This window comes from Stenomitos rutilans (assembly GCF_059505485.1).
Map to the genome: position 1 here is coordinate 18,994 of NZ_JCACKR010000028.1, position 16,649 is coordinate 35,642.

The following is a 16,649-nucleotide window of genomic DNA, read 5'->3' on the forward strand; positions in this document are numbered from 1 at the left end:
CCCAGACATTACTTCTCATCACGTCTGAGCAAGTTGAGAATCGTCGTCATCAGCACGGTTGGCTCGATTGGTTTTGCCAGATGTTGCTGAAAGCCTGCCGCGATCGCCCGTTGATAATCAATTTCTCCCGCATAGGCTGTCAGCGCGATCGCAGGAATCGTTCCCCCTTGTGCCAGGTTTAGCGCTCTCACCTGCTGCATGAGCATGTAGCCATCGGTGCTGGGCATGCCGATGTCGCTCAAAAGCACATCTGGCTTGGCTTGAGTCAAAATAGAAAGCGCTTCTTCTGCTGAAGCAGCGGTTGTGACAGTGGCTCCATACTGCTCTAGCAAAAAGGTACAAAAGGTTCGTGCATCGTCATCGTCATCCACCACCAAAATGTTGATGCCACTAAGATTTAACGGCCGCTCAGAAGCGTTGTTTAGAGCATGGGCGGGTAGCTGCGTTGACGTGAGCGGGAGCCTGACGACAAACGTTGCCCCCAGTCCTTCACCGGGACTATCGGCCCAGATAGTCCCGCCGTGTAGTTCAACTAGCTGTCGAACGATAGCCAACCCCAAACCCAAGCCACCAAATGCTCGGGTTGTGGCCGCTTCTGCCTGACGAAAATAATCAAAGACATAGGGTAGAAAGTCAGGAGAAATGCCTTTCCCGGTATCGGTGACGGTAATCTGAGCTTGAGCTTTTACCGTCTTCAGACAGATATCGACTCGACCCTGGGTTGGCGTGAATTTTACGGCGTTGGAAAGCAGGTTCCAAACGATCTGCTGTAAGCGATTTGCATCACCAGCAACATACCCAATATGTGGCTCAAGACTTGATTGTATTGCAATGGCTTTCGCTTCTGCCGCCAGCCTCACGGTTTCGATTGCCGCTTGAATGGTGGTGACTAAATTAACAGGCGCAACCTTGAGGCTCAGTTTGCCTCGCAAAATCCGAGAGACATCCAGCAGATCTTCAATGAGTTCGGCTTGCAGCTTAGCGTTACGCTCAATGACTTTTAAGGCTTCTGCGGTTTGAGCCTCATCCAGCGATCGCGTTTGGAGTAATCTTGCCCAGCCTAAAATGGGGTTGAGCGGCGATCGCAATTCGTGGGAGAGGACAGCCAAAAACTCGTCCTTAATACGATTGGCATTTTCAGCCGCTTCGCGGGCAGTTTGTTCCTGCTGGAGAATGCGATCGCGTTGCTGCTCTAACCGCTTTTGATCGTCAATTTCGGTGGCTGTACCAAACCATTTCACAATCTCTCCCTGCTCATTCCTGAACGGAATCGCCTGATGTAAATGCCAGCGATACGCCCCATCATGTCGCCGCATGCGCCCTTCAGCGTGATAATGACCACCACTTTCCTGAGCTGCGAGCCAGCGCTCACTCAAAACAGGTACATCATGAGGGTGAACAATGGCCTGCCAACCCTCACTTTGAGCTTGGGCGCATGTCAACCCTGTAAAGTCAAGCCACCGTTGGTTCACATCCAGTAGTGCGCCTTCGCGGCTGGCTGTCCAAACGAGTTGTGGAATCGCTTCTACCAGGTAGCGATAGCGTTCTTCGCTCTGGCGCAAGTCCGCTTCTATCTGCTTTTGTCGGCTGATATCGAGGTTGATGCCTGCCCAGGCAGTAATGGTTCCATCTTCGTCTCGGACGGGTATGCCTCGTGCCAGCAGTGGGTGCCAATTGCCATCCACCCCTCGGAAGCGGTGCTCAATATCCCAGTTGCCCTCTGTCCGCACACATTCTTGCCACGCCGCAATCGTGCGCTCTGCATCATCGGGATGCAGCACGTTGCCCCAACCAAACTCCGAACATTCTGCTTGACTAATGCCCACTAATTGTAAGAAAGACTCACTGGCATAGAGATTCCGCCCGTCGGGATCACAAATCCAGATGCCGTAATCAAGCGCTTCGCCGATCGCCCGATACAACTTTTCACTTTCACGCCGTCTCGCTTCTGCCTGTTGACGCTCTGTGATATCTCGAATGAGCCAGCGTACATTAGAAACGCTGCCCGTGGAGTCATAAACACAGCCAACCGTTAGTTCAGCCGGAAAAACGTGATTTTGCTGGGTTTGTAAATGCATCTCCCAGGTGCATACAGTTTGTTGCTCCAATGGCTGCTCTATCAGTTGATTTAGCCGCTCACGAAACCCCTTCAGATCTTGACCAGCGATCATATTAAACAGAGGCTGCCCAAGCAAGTTAGAGGCGTCAAGTAAGAGTTGTGCTGCAACGGCTTGATTCGCTTCCTGAATAATGCCTGCTGTATCGGTCACTAAATAACCATCAGGTGCAAAATGAAATAAGTCCTGATACCGTTGCTGCTCCGTTTTTAACTGCTCGTTCTGCCGCAACAGTTCTTCTTCCGCAATTCTCAATTCTTCCAGGGTTGTTTCTAGTTCTTCATTGGTGACTGCTAACTCAGTGCTGTGCTGCTCTAAGCGGACGTTTACTTCAAGCCAAGCTGCCTCTGCCTGCTTGCGATCGCTAATGTCGAAGACAAAGCTGATCGTTGTCGTTTCGCTCACCAAGGCAGAACCAATCAAAATGGGCACACAGGTACTATCTTTGCGGCTACAGACCGTTTCAAAGGGTGTGCCCGACCCAGTGGTGTTCAACGCATCCACCGATCGCTCATACGCGCCTAAATAGCCAGGTGGAGTAATCGTCCGCCAGTGGAGGCGGCCAGCACGCAGATCCTCTTGCGTATAGCCAAGCAGCGACAGGAAAGCATCATTGGCCTCTATAATCGTGCCGCTCAAATCCGTTGTCACAATACCCAAGAGGTTTGTTTCAGATAGCCGACTAAAGCGCCGTTCGCTCTCACGTAGCCGCTTCAGGCTCGTTTCCGCTTTGTGTTTAGCGGTTTGCAACTGTGAACACAACACTGAAATGAGGGACGAGACGAGCACGAACGCGACCAGTTGCACCAGTTGCTTGGCATTGACAATCTTCAAGGAGTGGAGCGGCTCAAAGAGAAAGTAAAGCCCATAAGTCGCAGAGAGGATAATTGCTAGCAGGCCACCTCTCATGCCCCCATACCAGGCACTCACTGCAATAGCGGCATAGAAGAGTATAAAGACGAGCGGGTCGAGCAGTGACCAAAGAAGTTGCGTTACTAACAGGGCGAGCGTCGCCGCTAGAATCGCTACCCCATAGGGAAACATCTGAGAACGACTGATGAAGCGCCTTAGGGAACCGTCTACTCTCATTTACGTGTCATGCCTCTGTGTGGTAAAAGATAGCACTGACGTCGTAATCCTCCTTAACAAATGCCCTCCAACTCGTGATGAAGGCTCATAAACGAAATTTATCAGCCTCGTACTCAAAGACGCAAACGAAATCAGCATTTCAACTCTTTTTCTATCTAAAGACATAGGAATTTTGGTCCTAAGCCTACCTTAGATAGCTTGACGGTTTGCATAACCCACGTTTTGAAGTGTGCCAGAAGCAAGGCACTGTTTACCCGATCCAGATCCTACTCAGCAGTGGTTTCAGCGGTTTAATCCCACTCTTCAGCCTCATGCGCTTCCGCTTGTAGGATCATTTGCCTTAGCGTTTGCCAATCCACATGTTGAGCTGCAAGATCTTGACGTAACCGTCCCTGGTCAAGGTGTAGCACTCGATCGCAAAATTGCTGTGCAAGTTCTAATTGATGGTTTGCCATCAAAATCGCTGTGCCCTTTGTCTGCTTCAGTTCAGCCAACGCGCCCAACAATAATTCACTGCGACCCAGATCCAAAGAAGCTGTGGGTTCATCCAAAAGCAGCACGTTTGGTTCAGCAACAAGGGCACGAGCGATCGCAACCCACTGGCGTTGTCCCACAGAAAGCTGTAGTTCCGTGCGGTTCAACCACTCTGATGGTATCCGTAATCGATCGATCCAATATCGCAAGCGCTCTTGAAGCCTCTGTTTGTCGATGCGCCGTAAGGTCAAAGGATATTCCAGCGCCTGCTGTACGGTCATACCCAGCAGCTTTGACTCTTGTAATACTAAAACAATCTGTTGCCGTAACTGCACGGCTGGTATCTGGTTCAGTGCCCGGTTATCTAAGTAAATCATGCCGCTGCTTGGCTCGCTTAAGCGGTTCAATAGCCGCAGCAAGGACGTTTTGCCAGCGCCTGACGCGCCAACAAGGGCTATACGATCGCCCTGAAACACTTCAAACGAAATCTCTCTAAGTAGATACTGGCTACTTGGAACTGAGAGCTGGTCTGCATGCGGTTTACCAACAGTAAAAATTTTAGGCGCGAGGCTAACCTGTTCAGCACGAATTTGAGCAGATTTGAGCGTATGCAAAGTCAGTGTTCTGGGTGCGAATGTCTTGTTCAGTCTACAGGTTTGGCATTGCTAGCTGGTTTACATCTGCTAAGCTTCATACCGCTCGATTGAGCACAGCCCAAATCGTCCAAGCATCGATCGCCAACAGCAACAACGTACAGCCAAGCAAAATAAAATACATCCACGGCTGCGACAGCGGGCGCACATCAGTCATATCAATCGTAGTTTCTGCCTGTACACGCTTAACCATGCGGTTAAAGCCAGCTACTCGCATAGGTAAAAGGTACGCCTGCCCAGTTTGACTGAGAAAATAGTAAACAAGGCCACCTTGTCCAGTCGATCGAGGTTTTAATGCTGCGACCTCTGACCACGATAGCTCCCACCCATGACGAAAAACCCGTGGTACCCAACGAGGGTACTGCACCTTAATTCCGTCACTATCCAGTACCACCCGCTCACTCAAAGCCGCATACAATAGCCACCCACCCAAGCCAATGCCTACCCACAACAAAGACGATGGCATGTTTGCCGCTGTCATACCTGCCAAAAAAGGCAGCGGTATGGTTAGCGCCACGTATAGCAACAGCAGCGTCAACCGAATTAGCGGTGACAACTTGAAGATCGACACGGAAGGCTCAGCAGAAGCAACCTGCGAAGAATCATTTGCTGCTGCAACTTGAGATAGCTGGCTACGTTCCATAACACCCTCAACCTCAACGTTTCCTTTAATCTACACCTTTTTCACTTTGTTGCTTTTAGGCAGCTACACAAGAATCGATCCTTTGCTCAACGTTGTCCTGTATCAGGATCATGTGCCGTCTTACTTCTGAGCAAAGCCAGCATCTCGCGATACGTGCACTCGTCAACCCTAATCAAGACGATCGCACCTCCGTACAATAAGTGTTAAAAAAGCATCTTGATGACAACATTCTCTCTAAACTTAGTACGTAGAAGCTCTGACATTCTGAATCAATAATTTTGGCACTACCTCCGTATATTCTCTAAGATCTTTCCAGAAGAGAGCTGGGTACAGTTTAAGTACAAAAAAACATTAGAAAAGAACATGGTTATACAATGACAAAGGCTTTGCCTTCAAAATTACGATGAGGAACAGCAGGTATCTCTTTCCTCGAAAGGCTCATTTTTCTATTAATCAGTAATTAAAGCTTCAGGAGGAGTTAGCACGTATACAGTTGATGTGATTTTTTATATCGCCTGGCTCTCTGCCGCCCCTGTAAAGGCTCTCCTTTTAAGGTAAAGATCCTTGCCTTGAGCGTTCTAGATCAACTTAACGAGACCTTATAAAGTCCGCCATAATATTCACACTTACATGCTTAGAGAAGGTTCAGTTAATGAGATAAAGCACATTTAGAAAAGCTTTGCAAACTGTTGTTGTGAAGAATTGACGAAGCCAGGTTAAAGATAATGTTAGTTCTTAGAATCAAGCTATTTTAGGTTCAGCTATTTAGCGGATTGGAATCAATTTATGGGAATGTTAGGTTGTCAATGTAGTAGAAGGTTTCTACCTAACATGATTTGGCAAACTATTCAAAAGCTTTGGCAAAAGTTAGCTAAGTAACCTAAGTTTTCTTCGCTGTGCTAGAGAGTCACCTCAACATGAACCACGATTTAGAGTATCAGCAGCCCACAGTACCTGAGGTGGGTGTCTACGAATGCGAAATCCATCTCAAGTTTCGACTCATTGAGGAAAAAGGAGCCTTGAACGATCGCGAGCGCCTCTTGGAGCTTTTGATTGATGCCTTTACCTGTGGTACAGACGAGTATCTGGAGCCACTTCAAATCGAGGTCGAAGCACAGGAGCTTCCTGAGACGCAGGCATCACCTCAAATGCGGCGGCGGCTCATTCGGTTACGAAACTCCAAGGATCTTGCTTGAGGCAGCAAAAAAGTCGCGCTACAAAATTCGAGAGTTTATTTCAGGTTGACAGATAGTGCAGCATTGGTTAACCTTATGAAGGTTCGAGAAGCAAGCCCCCATCGTCTAGAGGCCCAGGACACCTCCCTTTCACGGAGGCGACGGGGATTCGAATTCCCCTGGGGGTATTTGGAATGCGCTCTCAGAGCGGGTTTCAGAATTATACAGCGAAAGAATTAAGGCGGCTTTGGTCGATCAGTCTTCAGTAATAGTGCTTCGTAAGCTCTCTGTTGGACTGATTCTTCAACCCAGCGGTGGTAGATGCGGTCGTGCACTTCACGGCTGTGACCCATTTGCTTCGCTGCCAAACTAGGGTCTAACCCGTATTCGAGGGTGCGAATGGCCCAACTGTGGCGCATGTCGTACAGATGAAAGGGCAGCTTCACATCCTTGAAGTAGTGACTGGCTGACTCGTCCACTTTCACGTTTGGGCGGGTTAAGTCGATCGGCGGCAATGTCACCGAGAACAAGCTGAACCGCTCAATCCATTCGGGATGGAACGCCCACACCAAGCGGCTACCTGTTTTGGTATTGCGTTCCACAAACACAATTGGGTTGCGTTCCCGAAAACGCTCAAAGTCAAGCCTGAAGGCTTCATGTGGTCTTAAGCCATAGGTTGCAATGACGGCAAAAATCCACTTCCAACCGGGATTGGTGAGTCGGTCGTACCATTCACAGATCAACCGGTCAGAAGGGATGTTGCGCGGGTTAACTGCGGCTGGTGAGTAGTTGCCAGCGTAGGGTGAGGGGTCATATTTCACCCCCGCGAACCGCGCGATCGCCCCAGTCACCATGCAGGCTCGTTTACGAGTTTTGCTGTTCACGGGTGTACCTACCACAACTTCATGCAGAACGTTGGCCGTCAGGGTAGCGTTTGGAGGAAGGAGCTTCAAGATTTTTTGATAGTCCGTCAGCCATGAGGTTTCCGACCTTCCGCGCTGTAGAAAGTCTTCCCTAAAACGATTGATCCAGAACTGGCAGCTATGTGGCATGAGCGCTCAGCCGTTGCCAACTTTCTTCAGTACGCAAACATCACTGATAGGGAAAACACTGGTGCGTCCCGTCGTCTGCTGTCGTACTTTCACCTTCTGACTATCCCTAGTAAGCTCCAACACTTTGGACGGCTGGATGAGTTCCTCGAACAGTGTGGCCGTGAGCAGGTCGATCGGAATCTCGGCGGCTTGCTTGTCACTCGGTCGAACCTCGCGCCAAGGCAGTTTATCCGAACCGCTACGAATCCATCTGGCATGCGCTTTAGCGACGATGATGTCACCAATTTGAGGGGTGGTGACGGCCTCAAATGTAACGAAAGCTTCGTACTGATCAACTGATCGCTTGGTTTTCAAATTTTTTTCGGTTTCAAAAACCGTGTTTTGAGTGATCAGTTGATCAGTTGGGGGTGAAACCGTGATGGCATCGGGCTTACACAACTGATCACTCGGTTTGGAGGGAGCGATCAGTTGATCAGTTGTTACATCCCTTAACAAGCCACTGGTGAAGTACGTGTATTGCTTCTGCCCCTGGAGTCGTGAGCGTTTTACTAGCCCTTTAGCCCACAGTTCATAGAGTGAGCGGCGTGTGGTGTCGTAGGCTAACCCCAAAAACTCAGACACTTCTTGAGCGGTGAAGGGGGTACCAGGGCGATCGCCCTCGTTGAGCCAGAGTTGAATGCGTTTTTCGTTGGTGGCTTCGGTGTCGCTTTGGTCGGCGTGATCAGGGCCATAGTCCTCGCCTTGGTAGGCAAAGGTGAAGTCTTCATCATCAAAGCGGAACCGATAGCGACCAGGCGGACGACCGAGCCGCGTTTTTTGCACCCGCAGCAAGCGATCGTTGAGTTGTTCGCCCTTGCTCAGGCCCCATACTTCCGAGACCGAGTTGTAGATGGCTCTCGTCCCGCGACTGTTACCCTCAGCGTTGCTGTGGTGAATAATGATGACCGTGCAGCCGTAGGTGTTGCCCAGGCGCGCTAACTCCAACAGCGGACGGGCATATTCGGTATCGTTCTCGCTGAACACACACGAACGGTTGATGCTGGTGAGGGAGTCCACGATGAGTAACTCCGGGCGGGTCTCTTTCACGAAGGTCTCCAGGCGGGCCATCGCCTCAATTTGCCAATCGGTGAGGAGAGATAACGGGGCCTCGTCGTCAATGCCGCGAATGTCAATCCGTTCATGGGTAACGAGGGTGGGTTCATCCGTTTGGACGAGTAAGACTTTGCCCTGCTTCACGGGGTAGCCGTTCCAGGGTTTGCCAGTGAGGACGCATTCCATCAATTCGTAGCTGAACAGGGTTTTACCAACGCCACCGTCGGCGTGCAGTAAGAGCATGGTGCCAGTGGGTATCCAACCTTTGACCAGCCAGTCCACTTCGGCCTCATGCAGTGCCCGAAACTCTTTCGGTGTCAGTGGTTTGACGGCACACTGATTCACTAGTGCTTTGCTGTAGGCTTCAGTGAGATGTTGCACAGGGCGTTTGTAGCGACGAGCTAACCCTTGCAGCTTCCAGGCCCGCAGTCCTGCGTCTTCGATCTGGTCGATTTTGCGGTAGCGACTGAGCATCTCGTTGAACTGATCAGCATCAATGTCATGGTTCAGTTTCTTCTCGACCAGCCGTTTACCAATGTCTTCGAGCGTTTCCAGGGGCACGCCAGACCAACGGGCGATTTGGGGTAGCTCTAGCTCTGGTGTGCCTGTTACAGTGGCATCATAGATTTCCTGCAACAATTCGTTCAGGGCATTGCGTCTGAGGTCGGTAGTCATTTGTTTGTTCCTAAAGGGCATAACTAAACGGGGTTTCCAAACCCGTGACATAAAAAGGGGCTGACTAACTCGGCAAAGTTGGTCAGCCCTTCTGTTTGAGTGGCTTCAGTCGTCTTTTTGCTGCTGAAGACCTTTGAAGAGCGATCGCAGTCGGTCGAGCCGTTGCTTGGCTCCCTTCACATCGCGGTCACTCACCAAGTTGTGATTGAGTTCATTCAAGCGGGTGGCGAGAGCCAAGTAGTCAGCCGCTAACTGGGAGACTTCATAGGTCAGATTGGTGATTGTTTGGTCTGTGATCTTGCTCATCCAAGTTAGAATTCTCCTGTTAGTACAAAAGTTTTTACCAATGACGGATGGCATCCCTGGTGTAGAGGGGTGCCTTTTTTTTGTGCCTAAATTTCCTCCTGGTGAGTTGAGTGTGATGGCTGTTTGGTCAATCACCCGGATGGATGGATGATTAGGAGAATCAGCACGGGAAGGGCTGGAATTCTTACCCGCGCTGATTTGCACATCGGACACCGATGTCTGACCAACTATGTCAGACATCGGTGTCCGCCGGACATGGATGTCTGATACTATGACTACACGTGACTCAGTGAGAGGGAATCCCGGCTTGAAAGCTTTAAGGGAGATGGCAGGACTCAATAGGCAACAGATGGCTAGGGCTGTGGGTGTAGCTCCTAGAATGTGGCAGCGCTACGAGAACGAAGGACGTTTACCTGAAAAGTTAGACATCGTTCTCAGAATTGCTGTCCTTGCTGGAAAATCCATAGACGAAACCATTCAAATGATTGGGTTCGAGCTTCCTACCAGAGAGGAGTTGCTAAGAGAAGAAAAAGAGGAGGTGACTAATCACTGACAACTGACAACTAAAGCAGTGCGCCTCGATGTAGTGGTGACACACAACACCGAGACGACTTCCCCCAGTTCGATCTACCCAAACTAGGAGCATTTAAACTATGTCAGTTTTTCAACGCTTGGTGATCGCCACGATCGCCGCCATTTTAGGGGCACAATTGCCCGGTTTAATCACGTCCCCTCCTCCTGCCCTCAGTGAAGGCAACTGCGTCTACCGCTGGGGAGACCTCAACCGCGCCGCAGAGCAGGCTGGTGCTTCTGTCTACCGTGACCTGCATGGCTATGGCACCAACTATCGACAGGCCAGTTCTCAAGCTGATAGTGCTGCAACTGCAACTGTTGGTGAGGCTGCGTATGGTGCGTATAGCGCTGATGGATATGCAGCAAGCGCAGAGTCATGGGGGGCCAACTAATGAAGTGGAACCTTAAAGACTTGCAGCTTACCCTCGTCCACATCTATGAGTACACCGTTGCAGGCAAACAGCATACGGCTGTTCTCAAGCCTATCGATGCTGGGAACGGGGTCATCCTGGAAGAGACCTTTGACGGTAGCGGCATCATGCGCGGGCTACTCGTCAGTGGTGGCATCGTCCATATCCCGCTGGAAGGCATCACGAACTACTTTCAATCGTGGTGGAAGTTATCATCGAATGATGGTAGGGGAGGCCGTAGAGTCATCTATACCGATGATGAGGAAAGAGTAGGGAATGAAGCTGTTAGAGACTATGGGAAGCGTGGATCGTGGGATGAAGACGGGTGTTACACAAGGGCTGAAGAGACTGATAGAGGCTCCTCTGATTCCCGTCGCAACTATCCCAAAGACAAACGACCGGACGAGTACAAAGATTAGCGTTTGACGATTTTTATCCTCTAGTCAAAGCTTCTTTGCAAACACTTTAACCCTACTCCGGTAGGGTTTTTTTGTTGCAGGGAATCTTAATAAAAGTCCCTCTTCAGTTGAAAAGGGACTTTGTTGCAATTACCTTCAGGATTCCCCAAATGGATGCTTTACTTAATCGGATTGTGCAACTGTGCAAGGGAGATAAGAAAAAAGCCAACCACCTCATCGAAACGGCACAAGCCAAACACCCTGGAAACATTGCACTGTGGTACTTACAGAAAGTAATTTCAGAGTTAGAGCAACAACAGGCTGAGTATTATCGCAAACGCCGCTTGCCAACTGCTCAACCACCTCAAACAACTAGTTCACAAGTGAATTGGAGCCAAGCAGAGCAACAGCTAAAACAACGCCTGCATAAAACCTCTACAGTGGCTAAAGCCAAACCAACGCAGCCCGTTTCCAGCAAGGTGCAGAGCCAACTTTTCACGCTAGTCAACGGTGAGATGGAAACAGCGAAGCGCTTACTTGAACACACTCGGCAAGTCAATCCAATGCAAACCGAGCAATGGGTTTGGGAAAAGGTCATTTTTGACTTGGAGCGCGATCGACGCTAGGCCCACTCAACTACTCTTCACGCTTCAAATAGCGCATAATGCCCGTTTCCGTTTGACCAGAAGCAATCAATAGGGCTTGCAGCAGTCCTTTGATGGTGCGTAGGTCGTCCTCAATGTCTTGCACCCGTTTCTCTTGAAATTCGTGCAACGTGGTGAGGTTAATGTTGAGTGCGTCGTATTGCCTCATCAAGTGTTGAAAGTCCCTCTCAGCCGCGTATGCCTTCGTTTTTCCTTCAGCATAGCGATCAAGCTCTGACTGCCGTTTAGCCTTTTGACGCTCGATCTCTGCCTGAGCCTGGGCTAGTTCCTGTCTCTGCCTGTCGCGTTGCTCGTCCTGTCGCTTCTGATAGTAGGTTTTCACTGTCCAGTAGGCAGCGAAAGCCCCAGAAGCCAATCCACCCACCGCAGTTATGAAGCTGGCATCTATCGGCATAGGTTTGCACTGTGATTCAGGAATTATTGGAACTCAAAGCGAGGCATGGCTATCTCACCATCCTTAAACACCCTGATAGCAGTGACATCAACCGGACTATTGAGCGCGAAATTAACGATTTTTGCCCCTGAAGCAGTGTAGTTAGGGATGCCCGAAACCGTTGCTAGATTTGCCCAGGTTGACCCATCCACCGAGCCTTGCAGCGTCGCGCCATTCTGCGAACCGGAAGAATCCCCGTAACCGTCCAGAGTGCCACCGCTGAGAGCGATTTGAGTCACCTTCACTTTGTAGGGGAAGGTAGCCATAATCCACGCGCCATAGGTGCCGTCTGTAACTCCCCCGGATGTTTGATCGCCATCTGTCAGGTTGGCATACGTGGCCTTAAAGAACGTATTGCCGCTTCTCAGTGACGATTGAGAAGCCGTGTAAGCAACCCCTGACGCGCTAGGGTTTGGGGCCGGGGTTGGGGTTGGTTGCTGCTGCGACTGGATAGCAGTAGTAAGCTGATTAATCGACGTGACGATCTGACTATCACTCAGCAAGAGGGCTGTGAGGCCGTTAGACAGTGCTACCAACTCCGTGAGAATCGTTTGCTGATTCTCCGAAAGTGCAGCGATCGCTGTCTCCACTGGTGACAGGTCAACGGTGGGAGTTGGGGCAGAAGTGCCTACCGCCAGGGCTTCACTATCTGCCCAGATTGCCAGCTCAAATGAGTATTCACGGCCCGTTGGCTGTAGCAGCAGCCTGTACTCAATCTCGGATGAGGGCACAAAGAGCAAGTAGCCAGCGGGAAGCGTGACCATCTCACCATGCACATCTCCAAAGCCGTCAATCGATAGCATTTGGGTTAACGTGCCCAATGACGGTTCAGCCTCACCCACACCTGCGACCGGACGTGCCTGCACAATCAGTCGGTGATATGGCTGAAACAAGATGGGCAAGCGTATAGGGTCGGTCTTAGCATTGAGCTGATAGATTTTGCGAAAAACAAACAACCAACTCATTGCTTAAACGTACTCCGTCACTTGTGCGCTTCCTAGAGCAGCACTCCACACCCCTGAAAGCGGTCCGTCGTAGTCCTGTTGACTCTCCCATGACTGACCAGGGCTAACTTTAACTGCAAAGGTTGTAGGGGTCACTGTGGCACCGTAACCGATATACAAAATGGCGGCGGCTGCATTGTTCACGACAAGCAACCCTTTCCGGTTTGGGTTTGCAGGAAGTATGGCAGCCGATGTAATCGAGGCTGCAAACGTGGTTGTAGTGCCACTTGTAGAACTCTGTGCGTTTGGATCGGATGAGAAGGGCATAGCAACATCCCAAATAGAAAGAGTGATTTGTGATTGCTTTCGCAGTGGCAACAAGCGGAATTTAGATTGCAACCTGACATCAAACCGAATCAAATTGAAACCGCTAGAGAGCCGAAAGTAATCCCCTTTAACAAAGCCAAAGCTATTAACAAAGGGGTATTGAATGAGGTAGGCAGCATCTAAAATCTCAGCTACGTTCCCATCTTCAATCCCGATAATTAACGCTGTAGGCAAAAAGAAAAGGGGGATATCCCTTGCTCGAACACTAGAAAAATCCAGTGTTGTTTTTAGGAGCAGTTGCGCCATATCCCCCCGCTCTGAGCGATTGAAACTTAATTATTTGCCCGTGCCAATTGCGTATTCTGTCCCATTCGGAAACTTAATCAGCTTCACTTTTGACTTTTTCAACACGGCTACAGCCTTCGCCGCTGAAATTTCAGGGGGAACGGGAACACGATGGAATACCGTGTAGGTGCCTGATTTGTTCTTTCTAGTTTCACCAGTGGAACAAAGCAGGTATTTAGACCCTGATTTTGTGATTGAAGGCCCTCCCAGATATTGAGCCTTGTTTTTCTTGGTTTTGACTGTGGCACCGGGAAGCTTGGCAGGTTCTATGACTGTGATTCCTAGCGCTGTTGAAACGCTTGAAATCACACGCGAGTAGACTTTAACCGATGTCGATTTGCCGTTTACTTTGCGTTTAACCGTACCCCAATCAACGTACTTCCGTGGCCCTTTTGCCGCGTACTTTTTGTTAGCCATTGCTCTCTAAACTCCTAAGTTGTCGTCGTTAAATTGAACACTCAAGCACTCAGGGAGTTAGAGATAATCAGTAGCGCTGAAAAGCACGTTACCGCTGCTGTTGATGGAACTAACGACAGGCAGATTCGCAGCGATCGTGATGGTTTGAGTTTCGCTGGAAGAATCAACCGTGATGTTATTGGGCTGGTCTTCAATGGGGCTGATGGCCTTCTCTGCTGCACTCAAGATTTGAGCGACCTGGACGAAGGCTGCAATCACATTGCTTGCCGTCACATCGCCGCCAGCCGTGAAGGTCGTATAGCTAGAACCTAGATAGTCCTTAGCGGCGTAGGTCAACGCCCCACCTGACCCCACCGTCACATCAACGGGAATAGCAGCCGCAATTGCACAGGTGCCATCATCCGCATTGAAAGTGATGGTGATGTTGTTCTTGGGTGCAATGCCAGGATTTGCACCGTTACGCCCCTTCTCTGCTGCATCCAGTAGTAAAGCGGTTTCGAGCAACGCAGAAGGGAGATGAGTCGATTTCAGGCTTGATCCGGTGGTGGTAATAGACGACATGGTTGAGGCTCTTCAAGGGAGATGAGAGTAGTAACCCTAAATTGCCCACACATCCCACAGCGCCTAACTTTGCATTCAACCCGAATACCTTCGGCCTTAAGCCCGAAGGCTACTTCTTAGCCCGGAAATTAACCGAAAAGGTCGGCTGCATGTTTCTGGCTCCAGTGCTGTAAAAATCTCCCCTGGTCGGTGTGACTTTGCACTTCTTGAAGTCTGAGTTCAGCCTTTCCCCTACTTTGGCCTTAATTGCTTTGCCGTTCTGAGTGCGATATTTTGCATCTACGAGAATTTTCAACGCATTAATGACTCGTTTGCATTCCATTTCAGAGCTAGCGTTCACAATAATCTTTGAGTTATCAGTGAGGGTCAAAATACCCTCGAAATTGCCTTTGTTGTAGTCAGGAATACGAGGCTTGAAACCTTTCGGTCGATTGTAGTGAGGGATAGTTAAAGACCACCGGGAATCTGTTAGCTTCCCAGTGCCTAAAACCTCAGCAAAAATCACTACAAACTGTGGTCTTTGTGCCTCTGCCCGAAGTTGCCACCATTCGGGAACAGATGCGATCGCGTCCGTTGGTTTGTTACATTGTGCGGCCTCTAATCGAGCTAATCGAGCGTACAGAAGCTTATAGCTATCCGCTTCAGCTTTTGGTACTTGAATGCTTTTCTCCTCGTAAATAGCATTACCTGGGAGGCTGGTATCAGTAGATGGTGTGCTGCCAGTGCTGCCACTGCTGGATGACGAGCTGGCAGCGCTGGATGACGAGCTGGCAGCGCTGGCAGCGCTGCCAGTGCCAGCGCCGCTATCGTCTGTTTTGCACGCCTTAAACACCTTCACCTTAATGGTTACGGGCTTTTGTTCATCCTGCTTATCATTCAGTTTTTGGACACACGGATCTTTGCAGTTGGGTGGTGTGGGTGGTTTGAGCGTGTTTGGTTGTGGGGAAGGATTGGGGAATTGCTTGGTAACTGGATCGAGCGTGGTAGGGGTGACAGGATTGAGGCTAGGAGCCTGCAACGAACCACCGGGGGAAGATGGCTGTTGACCGGGTGTACTGGTAGGAGCAGGGGCAGGGGAGTTAGCTGGACTGGTAGCCGGGTTTTGCGTTGGAGTTGGATCACCCATCCGTCTAGGGAGTCCCGGATAGTCAGGAAACGGGTATGGGGTAGGGGTTCCTGGTGATAGTGGCTGTGGCGCGGTAGTGGGTGGTGCCTGCGTCAGTGGCGCGAGCGAAGGGGCAGAGGATGGATCGTAGGCGGGGATGGTTCCCGGTTCGCTGGTGCGATTCGGCTCTAAGTCCTGAATCCCATCCAGCCGGGTTGCATTATCGATTTTGGGAGAGCCTTGAATATTGTCTTTCCCAATGTCAAGAAAGCCCCTCTCACCATTGGCATCCTTGAGAAAAAACAGTTTTACATCCCCTTGCCCTGCTCGCTCAGTAATGCTGAATGGAGCAAGCACTGTGGCATCGATAGCGGGAATTGTTTGCCCCTGCTTATTTTGGTAGCTGCCAGTAACGTGATAAAGCACCCCTGCTTTACCCATCGGTGTCCCTGGGTTTGAGGTTGGGTTGCCCACTTTTGGAGGGCGATAGCGATTCGGGTTGAACCAGTTCCCGATATTCCTTAAAGCGTTTTGCCCTGCGTCTTTCAGGTTGTTAAACGCATCCTGCCAAACATCGCCGTAGTTGTTGTACCCCATCCGCTCAAACGCGCGTGCATCCTGCCCGAATTGCAGGTTGGTAGGGTCATAGCGATCGACAAAATCGCCGTTGTAGCCCCTGCCAAATTCCCGGTCATTCGCGGCGGTCTGGTTGGCTATCTCTTGGGCGGTTTTCTGTGATGCCCGGTTGATGTCGATGTTAAGGGGTACTGCTCCAAGCGGTGACAGTCCACGACCAGATGACGGCAACCGCCCATTATTGGGAATTGAGCCACCTAATGAGGGGTTGCTGGCTGCGGGGCCAGGCGAGGGGGGAGAGGCACGGCTGAAAGGGGCGATGTTGTTTGCCGGGGTTGGCCCTGACGTGCTAGAGCCGCTAGGACGGCTAAAGGGCACGACATTGTTAGCAGGCGATGGACTCGCACTTGGTACAGAGCCGGAACGGGTGAAGGGGACGGCATTGTTTGCCGGGGTGAAGTTCGGTGTGGGAGCCGTGGAGGGGTTGCCACCCGATCGGCTGAACGGTGCGATCGCATTCACAGGGGCAGGGCCACCCGATAGACCAGCCGGAGCAGAGAAGCCCACACCGGGAACAGTGCCAGTTTGATAGGCAGCAGTAACCATTAATTGCTTCCCC

The 16,649-nt window shown here is 50.6% G+C and carries 17 protein-coding genes and 1 tRNA gene; 6 read left to right on the forward strand and 12 right to left on the reverse strand.

Annotation, left to right across the window (positions count from 1 at the left end):
• Positions 1-8: 8 nt before the first annotated feature.
• The 3 genes from AC5JLP_RS03840 to AC5JLP_RS03850 all read right to left on the reverse strand — a co-directional run bounded on the left by AC5JLP_RS03840 (position 9) and on the right by AC5JLP_RS03850 (position 4,976).
• The gene (locus AC5JLP_RS03840; protein ID WP_496066582.1) at positions 9-3,206 is read right to left on the reverse strand and encodes a hybrid sensor histidine kinase/response regulator; all 3,198 of its coding nucleotides are present in this window, start codon (positions 3,204-3,206) and stop codon (positions 9-11) included.
• 290 nt (positions 3,207-3,496) lie between these two features.
• Positions 3,497-4,294: an ABC transporter ATP-binding protein gene (locus tag AC5JLP_RS03845; protein WP_496066583.1), complete on the reverse strand. Its 798-nt coding sequence runs from the start codon at positions 4,292-4,294 to the stop codon at positions 3,497-3,499.
• A 76-nt stretch (positions 4,295-4,370) separates the two neighbouring features.
• Complete coding sequence (locus AC5JLP_RS03850) at positions 4,371-4,976, reverse strand: hypothetical protein (RefSeq protein WP_496066584.1); 606 nt, start codon at positions 4,974-4,976, stop codon at positions 4,371-4,373.
• A 917-nt stretch (positions 4,977-5,893) separates the two neighbouring features.
• Here AC5JLP_RS03850 and AC5JLP_RS03855 point away from each other — a divergent pair.
• Positions 5,894-6,172 (forward strand): Npun_R1517 family heterocyst differentiation transcriptional regulator, encoded by a 279-nt coding sequence (locus AC5JLP_RS03855; RefSeq protein ID WP_496066585.1) that lies wholly within the window; start codon positions 5,894-5,896, stop codon positions 6,170-6,172.
• A gap of 94 nt (positions 6,173-6,266) precedes the next feature.
• Positions 6,267-6,339 (forward strand) — tRNA-Glu (locus tag AC5JLP_RS03860).
• A 48-nt stretch (positions 6,340-6,387) separates the two neighbouring features.
• Here AC5JLP_RS03860 and AC5JLP_RS03865 read toward each other — a convergent pair.
• The 3 genes from AC5JLP_RS03865 to AC5JLP_RS03875 all read right to left on the reverse strand — a co-directional run bounded on the left by AC5JLP_RS03865 (position 6,388) and on the right by AC5JLP_RS03875 (position 9,516).
• The gene (locus tag AC5JLP_RS03865; protein ID WP_496066586.1) at positions 6,388-7,203 is read right to left on the reverse strand and encodes a site-specific integrase; all 816 of its coding nucleotides are present in this window, start codon (positions 7,201-7,203) and stop codon (positions 6,388-6,390) included.
• A 6-nt stretch (positions 7,204-7,209) separates the two neighbouring features.
• Positions 7,210-8,970, reverse strand: a complete 1,761-nt coding sequence (locus tag AC5JLP_RS03870) for an AAA family ATPase (protein WP_496066587.1) — start codon at positions 8,968-8,970, stop codon at positions 7,210-7,212.
• A gap of 105 nt (positions 8,971-9,075) precedes the next feature.
• Positions 9,076-9,516 carry a hypothetical protein gene (locus tag AC5JLP_RS03875; RefSeq protein ID WP_496066588.1) on the reverse strand — a complete coding sequence of 147 codons (441 nt, stop codon included), beginning with the start codon at positions 9,514-9,516 and terminating at the stop codon, positions 9,076-9,078.
• A 31-nt stretch (positions 9,517-9,547) separates the two neighbouring features.
• On the opposite strand from AC5JLP_RS03875, the gene AC5JLP_RS03880 reads away from it, so the two are divergent.
• The 4 genes from AC5JLP_RS03880 (at position 9,548) to AC5JLP_RS03895 (ending at position 11,283) form a co-directional block, all read left to right on the forward strand.
• A complete protein-coding gene (locus AC5JLP_RS03880; protein ID WP_496066589.1) occupies positions 9,548-9,829 on the forward strand; it encodes a helix-turn-helix transcriptional regulator in 282 nt (93 codons plus the stop codon).
• Between the two features lie 100 nt (positions 9,830-9,929).
• On the forward strand, positions 9,930-10,241 hold the full coding sequence (locus AC5JLP_RS03885) for a hypothetical protein (protein ID WP_496066590.1): 312 nt from the start codon (positions 9,930-9,932) through the stop codon (positions 10,239-10,241).
• A complete protein-coding gene (locus AC5JLP_RS03890; RefSeq protein ID WP_496066591.1) occupies positions 10,241-10,678 on the forward strand; it encodes a hypothetical protein in 438 nt (145 codons plus the stop codon). Before AC5JLP_RS03885 ends, AC5JLP_RS03890 begins: the two co-directional genes overlap by 1 nt.
• A gap of 149 nt (positions 10,679-10,827) precedes the next feature.
• The gene (locus AC5JLP_RS03895) at positions 10,828-11,283 is read left to right on the forward strand and encodes a hypothetical protein (protein ID WP_496066592.1); all 456 of its coding nucleotides are present in this window, start codon (positions 10,828-10,830) and stop codon (positions 11,281-11,283) included.
• Positions 11,284-11,293: 10 nt separating this feature from the next.
• Here the strand turns inward: AC5JLP_RS03895 and AC5JLP_RS03900 are convergent, their stop codons facing one another.
• The 6 genes from AC5JLP_RS03900 to AC5JLP_RS03925 all read right to left on the reverse strand — a co-directional run bounded on the left by AC5JLP_RS03900 (position 11,294) and on the right by AC5JLP_RS03925 (position 16,636).
• A complete protein-coding gene (locus AC5JLP_RS03900; RefSeq protein WP_496066593.1) occupies positions 11,294-11,716 on the reverse strand; it encodes a hypothetical protein in 423 nt (140 codons plus the stop codon).
• Positions 11,717-11,739: 23 nt separating this feature from the next.
• Positions 11,740-12,720, reverse strand: a complete 981-nt coding sequence (locus AC5JLP_RS03905; RefSeq protein WP_496066594.1) for a discoidin domain-containing protein — start codon at positions 12,718-12,720, stop codon at positions 11,740-11,742.
• A 3-nt stretch (positions 12,721-12,723) separates the two neighbouring features.
• A complete protein-coding gene (locus AC5JLP_RS03910; RefSeq protein ID WP_496066595.1) occupies positions 12,724-13,332 on the reverse strand; it encodes a hypothetical protein in 609 nt (202 codons plus the stop codon).
• Positions 13,333-13,362: 30 nt separating this feature from the next.
• The gene (locus AC5JLP_RS03915; protein ID WP_496066596.1) at positions 13,363-13,788 is read right to left on the reverse strand and encodes a hypothetical protein; all 426 of its coding nucleotides are present in this window, start codon (positions 13,786-13,788) and stop codon (positions 13,363-13,365) included.
• A 57-nt stretch (positions 13,789-13,845) separates the two neighbouring features.
• Positions 13,846-14,349 (reverse strand): hypothetical protein, encoded by a 504-nt coding sequence (locus AC5JLP_RS03920; protein WP_496066597.1) that lies wholly within the window; start codon positions 14,347-14,349, stop codon positions 13,846-13,848.
• A gap of 109 nt (positions 14,350-14,458) precedes the next feature.
• A complete protein-coding gene (locus AC5JLP_RS03925) occupies positions 14,459-16,636 on the reverse strand; it encodes a hypothetical protein (RefSeq protein WP_496066598.1) in 2,178 nt (725 codons plus the stop codon).
• Positions 16,637-16,649 lie beyond the last annotated feature (13 nt).